Below are 19262 nucleotides of genomic sequence, written 5' to 3'. Positions count from 1 at the left end.
CCCCGATGATTTTCAGGAGCGTGTGCGAATGAATGTGAATGACCTGGCCGTGGTGAAACTGCACCGGAGCGCAGCCTCTGCAACTTCTGCCAATGGCGCGGCGCAAGCGCGCTGGTCGGTGGAAGCGGTGCAGGCACTGCTGGCGCTGCCTTTCGACGAACTGATGTTCCGGGCGCAGACCGTGCATCGCGAACACTGGCCCGCGCGCGACATCGAGCTGGCCACGCTGCTGTCGGTCAAGACCGGCGGCTGCCCCGAGAACTGCGGCTACTGCCCGCAGTCGGCCGAGTTCGACACCGGCGTGAAGGCCCAGAAGCTCATGAGCGTGGAAGAGGTGACGCAAGCCGCGCAGGCCGCCAGGGATGCGGGCGCCACGCGCTTTTGCATGGGTGCGGCCTGGCGCGCCCCCAAGGACCGCGACATCGAGAAAGTCGCCGAGCTGATCCAGGCCGTGAAGGGCCTGGGCCTGCAGTCCTGCGCCACGCTGGGCATGCTCGAGGCGCACCAGGCGCGGGCCCTGCGCGATGCGGGCCTGGACTACTACAACCACAACCTCGACACCGCGCCCGAGTACTACGGCGACGTGGTGGACACGCGCAGCTACCAGGACCGGCTGGACACCTTGGCCCACGTGCGCGCGGCCGGCATCAGCGTGTGCTGCGGCGGCATCGTGGGCATGGGCGAGGCGCCCGTTCACCGCGCCGGGCTGCTGGCCCAACTGGCCAACCTCGATCCCTACCCGGAATCGGTGCCGATCAACAGCCTGGTGCGCGTGCCCGGCACGCCGCTGGCCGACAGCGAGCCCATCGACCCGCTGGAGTTCGTGCGCGTGATCGCGGTGGCGCGCATCCTCATGCCCAGGGCGCGCGTGCGCCTGTCGGCCGGGCGCCAGCAGCTGGGCGAGGCGGTGCAGGCCCTGTGCTTCCTGGCCGGCGCCAATTCCATCTTCTATGGCGACAAGCTGCTGGTCACGGGCAACCCCGATGCCGACGCCGACCGGCGGCTGCTCGACAAGCTGGGCTACGCCAGCCGCGCCGTGGGCGTTGTGGCCGAAGACGCCGCCGAGGGCGCGCACGCGTGACGACGGCGGACGCCGTGCGGCCCTTCCGGGTTCTGGGCCTGCAGCAGATCGCCATCGGCGCGGCCGACAGGCAGCGCCTGCGCGGGCTGTGGGTGGAACTGCTGGGGCTGCCGGTGAAAGGCCACTTTCGCAGCGAGCGTGAAAACGTGGATGAGGAGATCTGCCAGCTCGGCGCAGGGCCGCTGGCGGTCGAGGTGGACCTGATGCAGCCGCTGGACCCCGAAGCCAGGCCCGCCGTGCACAACCCACCGCTCAACCACGTGGGCCTGTGGGTCGATGACCTGCCGCAGGCCGTGCAATGGCTGGGCGCGAAGGGGGTGCGCTTTGCGCCGGGCGGCATCCGGCGCGGCGCGGCGGGCTTTGACATCTGCTTCGTGCACCCCAAGGGCAACGCGCAATTTCCGATGAGCGGCGAGGGCGTGCTGATCGAGCTGGTGCAGGCGCCGCCCGAGGTGTGCAGGGCCTTCGCGGCGCTGGCCACCGCGCCGGGCGGCTGAGCGCGTTCAGCCGCCCGGCCGGCGCCAGAAGGCCAGCGTGGCGGCCAGGGCCCACATGCCCACGGCGCAGCCGCGGTTCATGGCCTGCAGGCTGCGGCGCGAGAGCCAGCGCACGGCCTGGGTGCCGGCGCCCGCATAGGCCAGCATCACGCAGGTGTCGATGGCCACGAAGACCGCGCCCAGCACCAGGTACTGCGGCCCCTGCGCCTGCCGCGTGTCGATGAACTGCGGCAGGAAGGCCGCGAAGAAGAGCACGGCCTTGGGGTTGGACAGCGCAACGCCCAGGCTGCGCAGCAGCGCGATGCGGCCCTGGGTGGCCTGCGCAGGCGCGTCCTGCAGGGCGGCGCGCACATCGGGCGGCGCGGCGCGCCACAGTTTCAGCCCCAGCCACACGAGGTACAGCACGCCGCCGATGCGCAGCGCCTGGAACAGCCATTCGGAAGCCGCCAGCAGCGAGCCCAGGCCGAGCGCCACCACCGCGATCAGCACGCTGCTGCCCAGCGAGGCGCCGGCAATGCCCCAGGCCGCGCGCCGCATGCCGCCGGCAATGCCGTTGGACAGCGCCAGCAGCATGGTGGGGCCGGGCGTGAGCGCCAGGGCCGTGGAGGCCAGGGCGTACAGCAGCAGGGTGTCGAGGCTCATGGGGCAGGCACGGCCGGGCGTGGAGGTCCGGTCAGGCGCGTTCGCGGGCCTGCGCGGCGGCACGGGCCCGCGCGAGCGCGGCTTCCACCACGCTGCGCTTGCGCGCGGCCTGCTGGGCGGCCGCGGCTGCGGCTTCATCGCCCGTGCCGGCGTCATCAGCGTCCTGCGCGCGATGCTCGCGGCTGCCCAGGCGCGCGCGGTGCAGGGCGTAGCGCGCGCGTGCGGCGCCCGCCTGTTCGGCCGACCAGGCCTGCCAGCCCGTGCGGCCCGGCGTGGCCTCTTCCATGGCGATGCAGTCCACGGGGCACACGGGCAGGCACAGTTCGCAGCCCGTGCAATGGGCCTCGATCACGGTGTGCATGCGCTTGTTGATGCCCAGGATCGCATCGGTGGGGCAGGCGTCCAGGCACTGGGTGCAGCCGATGCACCAGGCCTCGTCGATCACGGCCAGGCGGCGCGGCGCTTCCCCGCCGAAGGCCGGGTTCAGCGGGCGCACGGCGTGGCCGGTGAGGGCGGCAAGGCGCGCAACGCCTTCGCGGCCGCCGGGCGGGCACTGGTCGATCTCGGCCTCGCCCTGCGCCAGAGCCTGCGCGTAGCCCGCGCAGTCAGGGTAGCCGCAGCGTGTGCACTGCGTCTGCGGCAGTGCGTCCAGCAGGAGGTCGGCGAGTCGGGTCATGGGGCGCGTAGTATGCCGCGCGGCAGCGCCCGGCCGCAGGGGCGGCTCAGCTGCTCTTGCGGCTCGCGCGCGCGGAACGCGGCGCAGCCGTGGCGGCTGATGTCTTGCGCGGTGCCGCACTGGCACGCTTGCGGGCGGCCGGCGCGGTGACGTGCTCCACCTCGTCCTCGGCCGCCAGTTCGCTGGTGTCGGGCCGCACCTGCGGCAGGTCCTGGCTCCGGATGAAGTCGCGCACGCGCGGGTACACCTGCTCGCGCCAGCGGCGGCCGCTGAAGATGCCGTAGTGGCCGGCCCCCTGGACTTCGAAGTGCTCGCCATGCTTGACCTGCGTGCACAGGTCGTGCGCCGCCTGGGTCTGGCCCGAGCCCGAGATGTCGTCGAGTTCGCCCTCGATGGTCAGCAGGGCCGCATCGCGGATGTCCTGCGGCCGCACGCGCTCCACATCGCCCTGGGGGTTCTTCACGTCCCAGGTGCCGTGGACCAGGTTGAAGTCCTGGAACACGGTGCGGATGGTCTCGAGGTAGTAGTCCGCGTCCATGTCGAGCACGGCGTTGTACTCGTCGTAGAACTTGCGGTGGGCTTCGGCGCTGGCGTCGTCGCCCTTGATCAGGTCCTTGAAGTAATCCCAGTGGCTGTTGGCGTGGCGGTCCGGGTTCATGGCCACGAAACCCGTGTGCTGCAGAAAGCCCGGGTAGACGCGCCGGCCTTCACCCGGGAAGCCCTGCGGCACCCGATAGATCACGTTGTTCTCGAACCACTCGAAACTCTTGTTGGTGGCCAGGTTGTTCACCGCCGTGGGCGAGCGCCGCGCGTCGATGGGGCCGCCCATCATCGTCATGGACAGCGGCACGGGCTCGCCCCGGCTGGCCATCAGCGACACGGCGGCCAGCACCGGCACGGTGGGCTGGCACACGCTCATCACATGGCAATGGCCATATTCGGCCTGCAGGTGGCGGATGAACTCCTGCACGTAGTTGATGTAGTCGTCCAGGTGGAACTCGCCGTCTGCCAGCGGCACCAGCCGCGCGTTTTTCCAGTCGGTGATGTAGACCTTGTGGTCCTGCAGCATCGTCTTGACGGTGTCGCGCAGCAGCGTGGCGTAGTGGCCCGACAAGGGCGCCACGATCAGCACCACGGGCTGGCTCTTGAGCTTGGACAGGGTGTCCACCTCGTCGGTGAAGCGCTTGAAGCGGCGCAGCTGGCAGAAGGGCTTCTCGAGCGCGATCACCTCGTGGATCACCACGTCGGTGCCGTCCACCTGCACGGTCTTGATCTCGAATTCGGGCTTCTCGTAGTCCTTGCCCAGCCGATACAGCAGGTCGTAGCCGGCGGCCACGCGCTGGGCCATGGGCAACTGGCTGTAGACGGCACCGCTCGTGAATAGCTTGGAAGCCGCCTGAGCGAAGTCCGCGAAGGGCTCCATCAGGGAGCGCTGAGCTTCATAGATCTGGTAGAGCATCGCAGGCAGCCATTTTGTTGCACTGCAGCGAAATATAGCAGCGTGCGGGGTTGATGGCGTGTCAAGCGCGGCTCAGCCCCATATAAGAAGTTCGTTTGATTTCGGTCAAAAGCCCAATCGCGGCCCGGGCTGTGGCTGATGACCAACACCGCCCGGGCCTGCTGGCTGCGGCAGCGGCCCCCTTATTGCGGCGCGATGCCCGCGCGGTGCGCCAGCGCCAGGTAGCGCGCGATTTCCGCTTCCATCTGGCTGCGGAAGGTGCCCGCGTCGATAACCACCGGTTCCATGCCCTGGGTGCGCAATTGCTTCTGCAGGGCGGCGTCGGCCATCACGGCCCGGACTTCCTGGCTCAGCCGCTGCAGCACAGGGGCCGGCGTGCCAGCCGGCGCGGCAAAGCCGTACCAGGCGTCGAAGGTGGCGTCGGGCAGCTTCAATTCAGCCAGCGTCTTCACGTCTGGCAGCAGGCTGGAGCGGCTGGCGCCCACGATGCCCAGCGCGCGCAGCTTGCCGGACTGGATGTGCGGCGCCACGGCGGCCACGGTGTCGATGCCCATCTCGATCTCGCCCGAGATCACGGCCAGCGTGGCCTGGGCGCTGCCGCGGTAGGGCACCTCCTGCAGCTTTGCGCCCGCGGCCAGCGCGAACAGCTCGCCGGCCAGGTGCGGGCCCGAGCCGCTGCCGAAGCTTGCATAGCGGATCGACTGCGGCTTGGCTTTGGCGGCGGCCACCAGCGCATCGACGCTCTGGTACGGTGCGTCGGCCTTCACCACAAGCACCAGCGGGGTGCGCGCCACGATGGCGATGGGTGCCAGGTCCTTGACCGGGTCATAGGGCAGTTTGGCGCGCAGCGCGGCGTTGACCGAGAAGCTGGTCGAGCCCGAGAGCAGCAGCGTGTAGCCGTCGGCCGGGGCCTTGGCGACGGCGTCCGTGCCGATGATGGTGGCGGCGCCGGGCTTGTTGTCGATCACCACGGGTTGCCTGAGCCGCTCGGCCAGCTTCTGGCCCATGGCGCGGGCCACCAGGTCGGTGCCGCCGCCGGGCGGGAAGGGCACGACCAGCTTGAGCGGCTTGGCGGGCCAGGGCTCCTGCGCATGCAGGGTGGCAACGGGGGCCAGGCTGGCGGCGGCCAGCGCGAGGCCCAGGCAGAGGGTGCGGCGGGTGAAGGTCATGGGTCGGGTCTTGTGCTGAAGGTCGAATGAGAGAGCGTGTGTGTTGGGGGCGGGTGGGCCGGGCTCCTTCTCAGGCCGCGTCGGCCTGGGCCGCGAGCGCACCGGCCTGCCATGGCGCCTGGTCCGGCTCGCCCAGGTCCCAGTACAGGCCGGCCATGATCTGCAGCCCTTCGCGGGCCACCGGGGCCAGCAGGTGTTCATTGGGTGCGTGCTGCGCGCAGGCCGGGTACGAGTGCGGCACCCACAGCGTGGGCAGGCCCAGCAGGCCGGCAAAGATTTCGTTAGGCAGCGAGCCGGCCAGGTTGGGCAGCAGGTCGGCGCGCTGGCCGCTGCTGCGCTCGATGGACTGCAGCGCCCACGCCACCCAGGGGTTGTCCAGCGGCAGCCGGGTGGCCGCGCCCGAGAGCGAGACCGCCACCTCGATGTCGTCGAAGCCGTGCGCGTCCAGGTGCGCGCGCACGATCGGCTGCAGCTGCTGCCACGGCGTGCCCACCACGAAGCGCAACTGGCAATGGGCCACGGCCTGCGGCGGAATGGCATTGACCGGGCGCTGCGGGTTGCCGGCGCCCAAAGCCAGCACTTCGAGCGTGTTCCAGCCCACCAGGCGCTCGGCGGGCGTGAGCCCGGGCTCGCCCCAGCCGGCGTCGATGGCCGGGTCGTCCGGGCCGCCGCCGATCTGCAGCGTGCGCAGCGCCGCGCGCAGCGGCTCGCTCAGCGCGGGCGGGCGCAGGCCTTCCACGAGGATGCGGCCGCGTGCATCGGCCAGCGCGGCCAGCGCATGGGCGATGCGCGTGGCCGGGTTGACCAGCACGCCGCCCCAGTTGCCCGAGTGGTAGCCGCGCGCCCGGCTGGCCAGCCGGAGGCTGAAATTCACCGCGCCGCGCGAGCCCAGGAACAGGGTGGGCCGGCCGGCCTGCACGCGCGGGCCGTCGCTGGCGATGAACAGGTCGGCGCGCAGGGTCTCGCGCTCCTGGGCACAGACGGCCTCGAGCCCGGGGGAGGCCGCCTCTTCGCCGGTTTCGATCAGCCAGCAGATGTTGTAGCCCAGCCGTCCGCCGCGCGCGGCCAGCACGGCCTCGAGTGCGCCGAGCGCGATCGTGTGCTGGCCCTTGTTGTCGGCCGTGCCGCGGCCATACAGGCGTTCGCCCTCGGCCTTGAGCTGCCAGGGGTCCAGGCCTTCGCGCCACTGGCCTTCCTGGCCGCTGACCACATCGCCGTGGCCGTAGCTCAGCACGGTGGGCAGGGCCGGGTCTTCCTCGCGCCGCGCGATCAGGAAGGGGCCGCCGCGCGCATCGGGGTTGGGCACGATGCGGCAGCCGAAGCCCTGGGCCGTCAGGCGCGGCACCAGTTCGTCCTGCAGGTACGCGTGCAGTGCGGGCGGCACGCTGCCGGTGTCGCTTTCGGTGCGCAGCGCCACGCGGCGCTGCAGGTCGTTGAAGAAGCGGCCGTCGTCGAAGTAGGTGGCGGCGGCCTGGAGGGCGTGGGATCGGGTCATGGAGCCTGCAATGTCTCGTCGTGTGCGAAGCACGCAAGTAAAAGGCCAGATGAGCATTGCTTCTAGTATCGAATTGGCAAGCTACCATTGCCTCAAAAGCAAAGGTCTTGTCGCATGTCGCTGCCGCTTCTGAGCATTCCCCTGCGTCATTTCCTGGAAGTGGCGCGCAGCGGTTCCGTGAGCCAGGCGGCGGCGCGCCTGTTCGTGGCGCCTTCGGCCATCAGCCGGCAGATCGCGCGGCTGGAAGAGCTGCTGGGCACGCCGCTGTTCGAGCGCCAGGCGCGCGGCATGGCCCTGACGGCCGCCGGCCAGCGCCTGGCCGCGCACCTGGGCATGGCCGTGCTCGACGCCGAACAGGTGATCGAGCAGGTGCGGGCGCTGGGCACGCAGCAGGCGGGCCGCGTGCGCATGGCCTGCACCGAAGGCTTTGCCACCCACTTCATGCCGGCGCTGATGCGCGGGTTCCAGGACGCGCATGCCGGCAGCCGCATCGAGCTGCAGGTCGATTCGCCCGAGCAGGTGAGCCAGTTGCTGATGCGCGGCGATGCCGACCTGGCCCTGAAGTACACGGTGGCGCCCGAGCCCGGCCTGCGCGTGCTGCACGATGCGCAGGCGCCGGTCTATGCCGTGATGCAGCCCGACCACCCGCTGGCGCGCCAGCGCGTGGTACAGGCCACCGAAGTGGCCCGCTACCCGCTGGCGCTGGGCGGGCGCGGCGTGACCACGCGCCAGCTCTTCGACCTGGCCTGCAGCGCACAGGGCGTGCAGTACCAGTCGCAGTTCGTCAGCAACTTCTCGGGCGTGCTGCTGCCGCTGCTGCGCACGCCGGGCCTTCTGCTGTCGGGCCACCTGACGGTGCTGCATCTGATTGAAAGCGGCGAAGTGGTGGCGCGGCCTTTTGCCGATGCCGTGCTGCAGCAGCGCCGGCTGCAGGTGCTGGCGCTGGAGGGGCGCACCCTGCCGCCGCTGGGGCAGGCTTTCGTCGCCCATCTGGTGCGGGCGATCGCGGGCGCCGCGCGGCGCAGGCTGGGCCGCGCCCGGCGTGCGCCGCAGGCCTCAGCCGTCTGAGCTTGCCGCTGGCGCCCCGCGCCGGAAGGGGTTGCGCGTGGCCAGCTCGTCCAGGTAATGGGCAATGCCTGCGTCCTCGCGTGCGAGGAAGCGGTCCACCGCGTCGGCAAAGCCCGGGTGCGCGAGCCAATGGGCGCTGTGCGTGGCCACCGGCATCAGCGCGCGCGCCATCTTGTGCTCGCCCTGGGCGCCGCCCTCGAAGCGGCCATAGCCTTGCGCGATGCACCACTGCAGCGGCTGGTAGTAGCAGGCCTCGAAGTGCAGGCAGTCCACGCGCTCCAGCGCACCCCAGTAGCGGCCATAGGCCACGGGCGTGCCGTCGGCATCCGCGCCCAGTGCAATCAGGCTGCAGGCCATGGGCTGGCCGCCGCGCTCGGCCACGAAGAGCAGCCAGGATTCGGGCTGCGAGCGAGCCTGCAGGCGGAAGAACTCGCGCGTGAGGTAGGGCGGGTTGCCGTGCTCGCGGTAGGTGCGCGCGTAGCAGCGGTAGAAGAAATCCCAGTCCTCGTCGGCTATGTCCGCCCCGCGCGCCCAGCGGAAGCTGACGCCGGCATCGGCCACCTTGCGGCGTTCCTGGCGGATCTTCTTGCGCTTTTCCTGCGAGAGGCTGGCGAGAAAGGCGTCGAAGTCGGGCCATGGAACCGAGCCGCCGCCGGGCCGCCCCAAGGCGGCGAGCGCCCCCTCGGGGGGCAGCGAACCACGCGAAGCAGGGAGCGTGGGGGCCACATTCGACCAATGGAACTGCACGGTCTGGCGCCGCATCAGGCCGGCCTGCTCGCAGGCGGCCATGTCCTCGTCGCTGCCAAACAGCAGGTGCAGCGAGGACAGCTCCATCTGGCCGCACCATTGCAGCAGCCCCTGCACCAGCCGGGCGCGGCTGGCGGCGTCCTGCGCGAGCAGGCGCGAGCCCGGCACGGGCGTGAAGGGCACGGCCACCACGGCCTTGGGGTAGTAGGCCAGGCCGTGTTCCTCGTACGCGTTGGCCCAGGCCCAGTCGAAGACATATTCGCCGTAGGAGTGGTTCTTGACGTAGAGCGGGCAGGCCGCGCTGAGCACGCCGTCCTCGTGCAGCGTGGCAAAGGCCGCGGCCCAGCCCGTGCCCGCCGTCGCACTGCCGCTGGCGTGCAGCGCGCTCAGGTAGGCGTGGCGCATGAAGGGCGTGGGCAGCGATTGCCGCTCGAGCAGCGCGTCCCATGCGGTGGCGTCCAGCTCGGCCGGGTCGGTATGCAGGCGCAGCACGGCGCCCTCGCTCGTTGCGTCGCTCATGCGCGCCGCTGCCCCAGGTGTTCGGCGATCCAGATGCCACCCAGCACCAGCGCCAGTGCCACGCCGTGGTAGAGCGACAGCGGCTCGCCCAGCACCAGTACCGCCAGCAGCGGGCCGAAGATGGGCGTGAGGTTCATGTACACGCCTGCGCGCGCCGGGCCGATGAGCGCCACGGCCTGGATGAAGGTTATCTGCGAGACGAAGGAGGGCAGCAGGCCCACGAAGAGCATCAGCGCCCAGCCCGTGGCCGTGGGCATGAAGAACTCGCCGCGCGCCACTTCCAATGCCAGCAGCGGCAGCGAGGCCAGCGCCGCCACGGCCGCCAGCGCGGCGAAGAAGACCACCGGCGGCACGGCCGGGCGCCTGCGCAGGCCCAGCATGTAGCCGGCATACAGCAGCGAGGCGAGCAGGATCCACACGTCGCCCACGTTGAAGCCCAGGCCCGTGAGCACGGCCAGCTCGCCGCGCGACGCCACCACCACGATGCCGGCGAGCGTGATGCCCACGCCCAGCAGTTGGATCGGCGTGCTGCGAAGGCCCGCCACCAGAAAGCCGCCCATCAGCACCAGCACCGGAATGGTGCCCTGGATGATGGCGATGTTGATGGCCGTGGTGTGATGGGCCGCCGTGTAGAAGAGGGCGTTGAAGGCCGTGAAGCCGGCCGTGCCCATCACCGCGATGTAGCGCCAGTGCGGTCGCAGTGCGCGCCAATGGGCGCTGATCTCGCGGCGCGCGCTGAACCACAGCGCCACGCAGCAGATGCCCCAGCGCGCGGTGGTCAGCATCATGGGTGAGATCTCGCCCACCGCCAGCCGCGCCGCCACCGCGTTGCAGCCCCAGATCAGGGTCGTGAAGATCAGCAGCAGGGGTGCCTGGCGCTGGCTCCAGTGCCACAGCCGGGCCAGGGGCGTGGCTTGCGCGGAAGTCGAGTGGGAAGGCATGGAAGGCCGAGCGTACCAGCGGGCCGGCAGCCCTGCTGGGGCAGGGGAAGGCGGCTAACATCCTGCGCTGCTTTTCATCCGGCTTCGCACCCCTGACTTTCATGACGCTACAGATCGCCATCGCGCAGCTCAATTACGTGGTGGGCGACATCGCCGGCAATGCCGGCCGCATCGTCGCCGCGGCCCGCCAGGCCCATGCGCAGGGTGCGCGCCTGCTGCTCACGCCCGAGCTGTCCATCGCCGGCTACGCGGCCGAAGACCTGTTCCTGCGCCCGGCCTTCACCGCGGCCTGCGATGAGGCCGTGCTGCGCATTGCCACCGAACTGGCCGACCTGCCCGACATGACGGTGGTGGTGGGCCACCCCACGGGCGGTAGCCTGCGCAGCCGCTCGGTGGCGGTGCAGCAGCGCTTCAATGCAGCCAGCGTGCTGCGCGGTGGCCAGGTGCTGGCCACCTATGCCAAGCGCGAGCTGCCCAACTACCAGGTCTTCGACGAGCGGCGCTACTTCACGCCCGGCCAGGGCGTGTGCGTGTTCGAGGTGCAGGGCGTGCGCGTGGGCCTTCTGATCTGCGAGGACGCGTGGTTCGAGGAGCCGGCCGCGCTGGCACAGGCCGCGGGTGCGCAGGTGCTGGCCGTCATCAACGCCTCGCCCTACCACGTGGGCAAGGAGAACGAGCGCGTGGCGCGCATGGCCGAGCGCGCGCGCGCCGCGGGCCTGCCGCTGATCTACGCGCACCTGGTGGGCGGCCAGGACGAAGTGGTCTTCGACGGTGCCTCCTTCGCACTGCAGGCCGACGGCCAACTGGCGCTGCAGGCGCCGGCCTTCAAGGAGGCTCTGGTGCGCGTGCCGCTGAGCGTGGCGCCTGCGGGCGTGCGCGTGGCCGCCGATGCCGCCAGCCTGCCGCCGCCGCGCGAGGCCGAGGCCCAGCTCTGGGATGCCCTGGTGCTGGGCGTGCGCGACTACGTCGGCAAGAACGGCTTCCCGGGTGCGATCCTGGGCCTGTCGGGCGGCATCGATTCGGCGCTGGTGCTGGCCATCGCGGTGGACGCGCTGGGCAAGGACAAGGTGCGCGCGGTGATGATGCCTTCGCCCTACACGGCCGACATCAGCTGGATCGACGCGCGCGAGATGGCCAATCGCCTGGGCGTGCGCTACGACGAGATCTCCATCAAGCCCACCTTCGAATCCTTCAAGGCCGCGCTGGCCGACGAGTTCGCAGGCCGGGCCGAGGACACGACCGAAGAGAACATCCAGGCCCGCATCCGCGGCACGCTGCTGATGGCGCTGTCGAACAAGTTCGGCGCCATCGTGCTGACCACCGGCAACAAGAGCGAGATGGCCACGGGCTACTGCACGCTCTACGGCGACATGGCCGGCGGCTTCGCCGTCATCAAGGACCTGCTCAAGACCACCGTCTTCGCGCTCGCACGCTGGCGCAACACGCACGACCCCTACGGCACGGGCCGCGAGCCCATTCCCGAGCGGATCATCACGCGCCCGCCCAGCGCCGAACTGCGCCCGGACCAGACCGACCAGGACAGCCTGCCGCCCTATGACGTGCTGGACGGCATCCTCGCGCGCTACATGCAGGACGACGAGAGCGTCGAGGCCATCGTGGCAGCCGGCTACGAACGCGCGGTGGTCGAGCGCGTGACGCGGCTGATCAAGATCAACGAGTACAAGAGGCGCCAGGCGCCGGTCGGGATTCGGGTGACCCACCGCAGCTTCGGCAAGGATTGGCGTTACCCTATCACCAGCAAGTTCAACGAAACCGCCCACGGAAGGGAGCATCCATGAAGCAGATCACCGCCATCGTCAAACCCTTCAAGCTCGATGACGTGCGCGAGGCCTTGGCGCAGGTCGGCGTGTCGGGCCTCACGGTCACCGAGATCAAGGGCTTCGGCCGCCAGAAGGGCCACACCGAGCTCTACCGTGGCGCCGAGTACGTGGTGGACTTCCTGCCCAAGATGAAGATCGAGGTGGTGGTCGACGACAAGGACGTGGAGCGCTGCGTGGATGCCATCGTGGCCGCGGCGCGCACCGGCAAGATCGGTGACGGCAAGATCTTCGTGACCAACGTGGAGCGCATCGTGCGCATCCGCACCGGCGAGGAAAACGAAAGCGCCATCTGAAAGCCAAAGGCTGGCGCGCAGGCGCCGCTTGTGCTGCAACGCCGGGCCAGTGCCCGGCGTTTTGCTTTGCGCGGCGCGCAACTGGATAGTGCCTGCTGACGCTGGGGGCGTGGGGCCGGCGCGCAAGGCCGAGTTGACTACACTGGCCGGCTTGCCGCCGCCACGCGCGGCGCGCCCTCATCCAGACCGCCGCCCGCAGGCCACCCGCCGGGCAAAGGAGCCTTCATTCATGCATGACGACACGCCTTCCGGCGACACGCTGCCGCGCAAGCGTCGCAAGGGCATCTACGTCCTGCCGAACCTGTTCACCCTGGCTGCGCTCTTCGGTGGCTTCTATGCCATCGTGATGGCCATGAACGCGCGCTTCGACCTGGCCGCGCTCGGGGTGTTCGCGGCCATGGTGCTCGACAGCCTGGACGGGCGCGTGGCGCGCATGACCAACACGCAGAGCGCCTTCGGCGAGCAGATGGATTCGCTGTCCGACATGGTGTCCTTCGGTGCCGCTCCGGCGCTGATCGCCTACGAATGGTCGCTCAAGGGCCTGGGCCGCTGGGGCTGGATCGCCGCCTTCGTGTACTGCGCCTGCGCCGCGCTGCGCCTGGCGCGCTTCAACGTCAACACGGGCGTGGTGGACAAGCGCTGGTTCCAGGGCCTGCCGTCGCCGGCCGCTGCGGCGCTGGTCACGGGCTTCATCTGGCTCATGACCGAATGGGGCCGTCGCGGCAGCGACGTGCTGTACCTGAGCTGGAACCAGATCACCTGGATCACCTTCGTCTTCACGCTCTATGCCGGCCTGACGATGGTGACCAACGCACCCTTCTACAGCTTCAAGGACATCCAGGTGAAGCGCAGCGTGCCCTTTGCCGTGATCGTGCTCATCGCATTGGGCATCGCCGTGATCAACATCCATCCGCCCACCGTGCTCTTTGGCCTGTTCGTGGCCTATGGCCTGAGCGGCTTCGTGATCTACGCCTGGCGCAAGGCCAAGGGCCAGCCGGCCAGCGTGATCAGCATCTCCACCGACGAGCCCGATGAAAGAGGCTTGCACAGCTGAGCAGATGCTGTGCTAAAGTCCGCCCACTCATGAACAAGTTCGCACTGGCCCTACTAGCCATCCCCTTCGGGCGGAGACGGTAGGGCGCGCGCGCACTTCCCACCATCACGGCCCGTTCGCACCAGCAACGGGCCGTTTTGTTTTTGGGGTTGCTGGTCGATTCAAACCCTCGCCAACCAAGCAGAGAGATCGACATGTTGAAGCAACCGCAGACCAAGTACCGCGCCTTCGCGCCCATCGCCCTCACGGATCGCACCTGGCCCGACGCCCAGCTGACCCGTGCACCGATCTGGCTGTCGACCGATCTGCGTGATGGCAACCAGGCCCTGGTCGAGCCCATGGACCTCGCGCGCAAGATGCGCATGTTCGAAATGCTCGTGAAGATCGGCTTCAAGGAGATCGAGGTGGGCTTCCCCTCGGCTTCGCAGGTGGAGTTCGAATTCGTGCGCAAGCTCATCGAGGAAAAGCGCATTCCCGATGACGTGACCATCCAGGTGCTGACGCAGGCGCGCGAGCACCTGATCGAACGCACCTTCGAAGCGCTGCAGGGCGCGCCCCGCGCCATCGTCCACCTCTACAACGCCGTGGCTCCCGTGATGCGCCGCGTGGTGCTGGGCATGGACGAGGACGGCATCGTCGAACTCGCCACTTCGCAGGCGCGGCTGTTCCAGCAGATCGCGGCCCGGCATCCGGGCACGCAGTGGACCTTCCAGTACTCGCCTGAAATGTTCTCGGGCACCGAGATCGCGTTCTCCAAGCGCGTGGTCGACGCCGTCACGGCCGTGTGGCAGCCCACACCCGAGCGCAAGTGCATCATCAACCTGCCCTCCACGGTGGAGCACTCCACGCCGAACATCTTTGCCGACATGATCGAGTGGATGCATCGCAACCTGGAGCGCCGCGATTCGATCGTGCTCTCGGTGCATCCGCACAACGACCGCGGCACGGGCACGGCCGCCGCCGAGCTCGCCCTGATGGCGGGCGCCGACCGCATTGAAGGCTGCCTCTTCGGCAATGGTGAGCGCACCGGCAACCTCGACCTCGTCAACGTGGCGCTGAACCTCTACACGCAGGGCGTCTCGCCCGAGCTGGACTTCTCGAACATCGACGAGATCCGCGCCACGGTGGAGCATTGCAACCAGATCCCCGTGCACCCGCGCCACCCCTATGTGGGCGACCTGGTTTACACCTCCTTTTCGGGCTCGCACCAGGATGCGATCAAGAAGGTGTTCGCGGCGCGCCGCGAGGGCGATCTCTGGGACGTGCCCTACCTGCCCATCGACCCCAAGGACGTGGGCCGCAGCTACGAAGCCGTGATCCGCGTCAACAGCCAGTCGGGCAAGGGCGGCATGGCCTACCTGCTCGAAAGCGAATACGGCATCGAGATGCCGCGCCGCCTGCAGATCGAGTTCAGCCAGGTCGTGCAGCGCGTGATGGACGTCGAGGGCAAGGAGCTCACGGCCGCCGACCTCTGGCAGATCTTCAACAACGAATACCGCATCGAAGGCGCGCGCGGTCTGCAGCAGCGCAGCCTGCAGGAGCGCCCGGGCGCCGACGGCGCCGAAGGGCGCGTGACGCTGCGCGGCGAAGTGGCCTGGGACGGCGCCAAGCGCCAGATCGAAGGCGAGGGCAACGGCCCCATCGACGCCTTCACGCAGGCATTGAGCGCAGCCACCGGCCATGACATCCGCGTGATCGACTACCACCAGCATGCGATCGGCGCGGGGGCCGACGCGCGCTCGGTGGCCTACCTGGAGCTGCGCGTGGACGACAGCCAGACGCTGTTCGGCGTGGGCTTTGACAGCGACACCATCGCGGCGGCCCACAAGGCCATCATCTCGGGCGTGCAGCGCGCCCGTGCCAGCGGTGCCGGGCGCCCTGCGCAGGGCGCACAATCGCAGGTTGCCACGGCCTGAGGCGTGCCCCACGGCAGCCCGCGTGAAGGCGGGCTGCCGGCCGGCGGCCGCGGCCGCACCCCCACGGAGAGACACGATGACCGACAAGCTGATCATTTTTGACACCACCTTGCGCGACGGCGAACAGTCGCCCGGCGCCTCGATGACGCGCGACGAGAAGATGCGCATCGCCAAGCAGCTCGAGCGCCTGAAGGTCGATGTGATCGAAGCGGGGTTCCCCGCCAGCAGCAACGGCGACTTCGAGGCCGTGCAGGCCATTGCCAATGCGATCAAGGAGTCCACCGTCTGCGGCCTGTCGCGCGCCAACGACCGCGACATCGCCCGCGCGGCCGAGGCCCTCAAGGGCGCGGCGCGCGCGCGCATCCATACCTTCATCGCCACCAGCCCGCTGCACATGGAAAAGAAGCTGCGCATGACGCCCGAGGAGGTGCATGAGCAGGCCAAGCTGGCCGTGCGCTTCGCGCGCAGCAAGGTGGGTGACGTGGAGTTCAGCCCCGAGGACGGCTACCGCAGCGATCCGGACTTCCTGTGCCGCGTGCTCGAAACCGTGATCGCCGAGGGCGCCACCACCATCAACGTGCCCGACACCGTGGGCTACGCCGTGCCCGAGCTGTACGGCAACTTCATCAGGACGCTGCGCGAGCGCATCCCCAACAGTGACAAGGCGATCTGGTCGGTGCACTGCCACAACGACCTGGGCATGGCCGTGGCCAACTCGCTGGCGGGCGTGAAGATCGGCGGCGCGCGCCAGGTGGAATGCACCATCAACGGCCTGGGCGAGCGCGCGGGCAACTGCTCGCTCGAAGAGATCGTGATGGCCGTGAAGACCCGCAAGGACTACTTCGGGCTCGATCTGAACATCGACACCCAGCACATCGTGGCCGCCAGCCGCATGGTCAGCCAGACCACGGGCTTCGTGGTGCAGCCGAACAAGGCGGTGGTCGGCGCGAACGCCTTCGCGCACGCCTCGGGCATCCACCAGGACGGCGTGCTCAAGGCCCGCGACACCTACGAGATCATGCGCGCCGAGGACGTGGGCTGGACGGCCAACAAGATCGTGCTGGGCAAGCTCTCGGGCCGCAACGCCTTCAAGCAGCGTCTGCAGGAGCTGGGCGTGGAGATGGACAGCGAGGCCGACGTCAACGCTGCCTTCCTGCGTTTCAAGGAGCTGGCCGACCGCAAGGCCGAAATTTTCGACGAGGACATCCTCGCGCTGGTCAGCGGCGACGGCGGATCGAACGTTGGGGAAAAGTTTGGCTTCGTGTCCCTGGCCCAGCACAGCGAGACCGGCGAGCGGCCCCACGCGCGCGTGGTGTTTTCCGTTGCCGGGCAGGAGGTGGTGGGTGAATCCGAAGGCAATGGCCCGGTGGATGCATCCCTCAAGGCCATCGAGTCCCACGTCAGGAGCGGGGCCGAGATGGTGCTCTATTCGGTCAACGCCATCAGCGGCTCCACGGAGAGCCAGGGTGAAGTCACGGTGCGGCTGCAGAATGCGGGCCGCGTCGTCAACGGTGTGGGTGCCGACCCCGATATCGTGGTCGCTTCCGCCAAGGCCTATCTCAGTGCGCTCAACAAGTTGCAAAGCCAATCGGAGAGAGTGGCTGCACAGGGATAGCTTGGCGAGCACTCTTTTTTGATGTTTGAAGAAGCATTTGCAAGTCGCTGATATTGCATGTGTTTTTTCATTTCGATAGACTCCGGCGCGTACCGCCCGCCGCTGGAGAAATTGCATGCCTGAAGCCCACCAGCAACTGATGTTGCCTCGCCGCCCCTTCCAGCGTTTTCAGGCCGCCTGTCGGCTGCTCGCCGTCACGCTTTGCGCGACGGCGTTTTTGATGCCGGCTGCGCAGGCCAGCAGCGCCTCGTCCAAGAAGCCCGCGGCCACCAAGAAGGTGGCCAGCAGCGCTGCCAAGAGCCCGCGTGCCAAGGCGCCTGCGGCCAAGCGCAGCAGCGGCTCTGCCAAGGTGGCGCAGAGCCGCACCACGCGGGCCGGCCGCAACGTCACGGCCACGGTGGAAAAGCGCGGGGGCAAGACGGTGGTGGCGGTGCAGCGGCGCTCCGTGGTGCGGGTCGACCCGCCGGCGCCGCGCCTGTCCTACGGCCAGTTGGCTGGGCTGCACCAGACCACGGACGTGCTGGACCTGAACTCCAGCGTCGCCCTGGTGGTGGACCAGGACACGCATGAAGTGCTGTTCAGCAAGAACGACCATGCCGTGCTGCCCATCGCCTCGCTCACCAAGCTCATGACCGGGCTGCTGATCAGCGAGGCCCATCTGCCGATGGACGAGATGATCAGCATCACCCAGGCCGACGTGGACACCGAAAAGGGCAGCCGCTCGCGCCTGGCCGTGGGCACCACGCTGTCGCGCGGCGAGCTGTTGCATCTGGCACTGATGTCCAGCGAGAACCGCGCCGCGCATGCGCTGGGCCGCACCTATCCGGGCGGCATGCCCACCTTCGTGAGCGTGATGAATGCCAAGGCGCGCATGCTGGGCATGAAGGACACGCACTACGTGGAGCCCACCGGCCTGTCGCCGCGCAACCAGTCCACGGCACAGGATCTGGCGCTGCTGGTCGCCGCCGCCTCGCAGGACTCGCTGGTGCGCCAGCTGTCCGTGTCGCCGGAGCACCAGGTCGAAGTCGGTGCCCGCACGCTGCAGTACAGCACCACCAACCGTCTGGTGCGCAGCGCCGACTGGGAGATCGGCCTGCAGAAGACGGGCTACATCTCCGAGGCCGGCCAGTGCCTGGTGATGCAGGCCAAGGTGGCGGGTCGCAAGCTGATCATGGTCTTCCTGGACTCGGCCGGCCGCTTCAGCCGCATCGCCGACGCCGAGCGCGTGCGCCGCTGGGTCGAGGCCACGCACCTGCCCACGCGCAGCATGCCAACCTTCAGTGCGGCCGCGGCAGCAGGGGACTGAGGGGCGCTGCCGGCTGGCAGCCTTCACACGAGATTCAGGGGCCCGCCATGTCGCGGGCCTTTTTCATCGTCAATCCGTCAATCCGTCAGTCCGCCGCGCTTTCGGCCCGCAGGCCTGTCGAGGCGCGCGGGCAGCCCAGCGCGGCAGAGATCTGGTCGGCCGTGGCCTGCAGCTTGGGCAGCCAGCCTTCGTCCAGCCGGTCCGCCGGGGCCGAGATGGACAGCCCGGCGACCAGCTTGGCCTGGTCGTCGTAGATGCCGGCGGCCATGCAGCGCACGCCCAGTTCCAGCTCCTCGTTGTCGCGCGCGATGCCGTATTGCCGCGCCCTGGCCAGCTCGCGTTCCAGCACCGGCAGCTGGGTGATGCTGTTGCGCGTGTGCCCTGCCAGGCCCGTGCGCGTGGCATAGCTGCGCACGCGCTGGGGGTCGTCGGCGGCCAAAAAGAGCTTGCCGGTGGAAGTCAGATGCAAGGGGGCGCGCCCGCCGATGGCGCGCACCACCTGCATGCCCGAGCGCTCGCTGAAGGCGCGCTCCACATAGACGATCTCGTCGCCCTGGCGCAGGCTCAGGTTGACGGGCTGCTGGGTCAGCCGGTGCAGCTCGCGCATGGGGCTCAGCGCGGCATCGCGCACGTTCAGCCGGGCCTTGACCATGTTGCCCAGCTCCAGCAGGCGCATGCCCAGCCGGTAGCTGCCGGCTTCGGGCCGGTCCACGAATCGGCCCACGGCCAGGTCGTTGAGGATGCGGTGCGTGGTGGAAGGGTGCAGCCCGGTCTTTTCGCTGATTTCCTTGAGCGAGATGGCTTCTTCGCGCGAGGCCAGAACATCGATGAGCGCAAACATGCGCTCGATGACCTGGATGACCGGTGTGGCCGGGATGTCGGCTTGGGCTTTTCTCATGGATGCGCGCAGTGAAGAATGCGCGTCATCTTATCTCGTGAAATT

17 protein-coding genes are annotated in these 19262 nt (G+C 69.2%); 9 read left to right on the top strand and 8 right to left on the bottom strand.

Translation table 11 applies throughout. The annotated features are described in order from the left end of the window. Positions 1 to 28: 28 nt before the first annotated feature. Positions 29 to 1081: a biotin synthase BioB gene (bioB, locus tag PGB34_RS05675; RefSeq protein ID WP_271427097.1), complete on the top strand. Its 1053-nt coding sequence runs from the start codon at positions 29 to 31 to the stop codon at positions 1079 to 1081. After that, positions 1078 to 1578, top strand: a complete 501-nt coding sequence (locus tag PGB34_RS05670; RefSeq protein ID WP_271427096.1) for a VOC family protein — start codon at positions 1078 to 1080, stop codon at positions 1576 to 1578. The genes bioB and PGB34_RS05670 overlap by 4 nt, the downstream gene beginning before the upstream one ends. 6 nt (positions 1579 to 1584) lie before the next feature. On the opposite strand, the gene PGB34_RS05665 is transcribed toward PGB34_RS05670, so the two are convergent. The 5 genes from PGB34_RS05665 to PGB34_RS05645 all read right to left on the bottom strand — a co-directional run bounded on the left by PGB34_RS05665 (position 1585) and on the right by PGB34_RS05645 (position 7019). Further along, positions 1585 to 2220, bottom strand: coding sequence for a LysE family translocator (locus tag PGB34_RS05665; RefSeq protein ID WP_271427095.1), 636 nt, complete (start codon positions 2218 to 2220; stop codon positions 1585 to 1587). A 31-nt stretch (positions 2221 to 2251) separates the two neighbouring features. After that, positions 2252 to 2896, bottom strand: coding sequence for an RnfABCDGE type electron transport complex subunit B (locus PGB34_RS05660; RefSeq protein ID WP_408647834.1), 645 nt, complete (start codon positions 2894 to 2896; stop codon positions 2252 to 2254). A gap of 46 nt (positions 2897 to 2942) precedes the next feature. Then, the gene (locus tag PGB34_RS05655) at positions 2943 to 4355 is read right to left on the bottom strand and encodes a polyhydroxyalkanoate depolymerase (RefSeq protein ID WP_271427094.1); all 1413 of its coding nucleotides are present in this window, start codon (positions 4353 to 4355) and stop codon (positions 2943 to 2945) included. Between the two features lie 182 nt (positions 4356 to 4537). Next, positions 4538 to 5524, bottom strand: coding sequence for a Bug family tripartite tricarboxylate transporter substrate binding protein (locus tag PGB34_RS05650; protein ID WP_271427093.1), 987 nt, complete (start codon positions 5522 to 5524; stop codon positions 4538 to 4540). A gap of 70 nt (positions 5525 to 5594) precedes the next feature. Next, on the bottom strand, positions 5595 to 7019 hold the full coding sequence (locus PGB34_RS05645) for a M20 family metallopeptidase (protein ID WP_271427092.1): 1425 nt from the start codon (positions 7017 to 7019) through the stop codon (positions 5595 to 5597). Between the two features lie 114 nt (positions 7020 to 7133). On the opposite strand from PGB34_RS05645, the gene PGB34_RS05640 reads away from it, so the two are divergent. Then, on the top strand, positions 7134 to 8087 hold the full coding sequence (locus PGB34_RS05640; RefSeq protein WP_271427091.1) for a LysR family transcriptional regulator: 954 nt from the start codon (positions 7134 to 7136) through the stop codon (positions 8085 to 8087). Here the strand turns inward: PGB34_RS05640 and PGB34_RS05635 are convergent. Continuing rightward, positions 8076 to 9353, bottom strand: a complete 1278-nt coding sequence (locus PGB34_RS05635; RefSeq protein WP_271427090.1) for a GNAT family N-acetyltransferase — start codon at positions 9351 to 9353, stop codon at positions 8076 to 8078. The two genes, PGB34_RS05640 and PGB34_RS05635, sit on opposite strands and share 12 nt — an antisense overlap. Further along, positions 9350 to 10294, bottom strand: coding sequence for a DMT family transporter (locus PGB34_RS05630; RefSeq protein ID WP_271427089.1), 945 nt, complete (start codon positions 10292 to 10294; stop codon positions 9350 to 9352). The genes PGB34_RS05635 and PGB34_RS05630 overlap by 4 nt, the downstream gene beginning before the upstream one ends. Before the next feature lie 101 nt (positions 10295 to 10395). On the opposite strand from PGB34_RS05630, the gene PGB34_RS05625 reads away from it, so the two are divergent. The 6 genes from PGB34_RS05625 to PGB34_RS05600 all read left to right on the top strand — a co-directional run bounded on the left by PGB34_RS05625 (position 10396) and on the right by PGB34_RS05600 (position 18319). Then, complete coding sequence (locus tag PGB34_RS05625; protein WP_271427088.1) at positions 10396 to 12093, top strand: NAD+ synthase; 1698 nt, start codon at positions 10396 to 10398, stop codon at positions 12091 to 12093. Beyond that, positions 12090 to 12428: a P-II family nitrogen regulator gene (locus tag PGB34_RS05620; protein ID WP_271427087.1), complete on the top strand. Its 339-nt coding sequence runs from the start codon at positions 12090 to 12092 to the stop codon at positions 12426 to 12428. The genes PGB34_RS05625 and PGB34_RS05620 overlap by 4 nt, the downstream gene beginning before the upstream one ends. Before the next feature lie 229 nt (positions 12429 to 12657). Then, positions 12658 to 13482 (top strand): CDP-diacylglycerol--serine O-phosphatidyltransferase, encoded by an 825-nt coding sequence (gene pssA, locus PGB34_RS05615; RefSeq protein WP_271427086.1) that lies wholly within the window; start codon positions 12658 to 12660, stop codon positions 13480 to 13482. 194 nt (positions 13483 to 13676) lie between these two features. Beyond that, a complete protein-coding gene (gene leuA, locus PGB34_RS05610) occupies positions 13677 to 15398 on the top strand; it encodes a 2-isopropylmalate synthase (protein ID WP_271427085.1) in 1722 nt (573 codons plus the stop codon). Between the two features lie 76 nt (positions 15399 to 15474). Further along, positions 15475 to 17013: a 2-isopropylmalate synthase gene (locus PGB34_RS05605; RefSeq protein WP_271427084.1), complete on the top strand. Its 1539-nt coding sequence runs from the start codon at positions 15475 to 15477 to the stop codon at positions 17011 to 17013. 115 nt (positions 17014 to 17128) lie between these two features. Next, positions 17129 to 18319 (top strand): serine hydrolase, encoded by a 1191-nt coding sequence (locus PGB34_RS05600; protein ID WP_271427083.1) that lies wholly within the window; start codon positions 17129 to 17131, stop codon positions 18317 to 18319. Positions 18320 to 18404: 85 nt separating this feature from the next. On the opposite strand, the gene PGB34_RS05595 is transcribed toward PGB34_RS05600, so the two are convergent. Further along, positions 18405 to 19217, bottom strand: coding sequence for an IclR family transcriptional regulator (locus tag PGB34_RS05595; RefSeq protein WP_271427082.1), 813 nt, complete (start codon positions 19215 to 19217; stop codon positions 18405 to 18407). Positions 19218 to 19262: the final 45 nt, after the last annotated feature.

The sequence above is a fragment of the Xenophilus arseniciresistens genome, from assembly GCF_028023875.1.
Classification (GTDB): domain Bacteria; phylum Pseudomonadota; class Gammaproteobacteria; order Burkholderiales; family Burkholderiaceae_C; genus Xenophilus; species Xenophilus arseniciresistens.
This window is presented reverse-complemented; position numbering and strand designations above follow the sequence as displayed.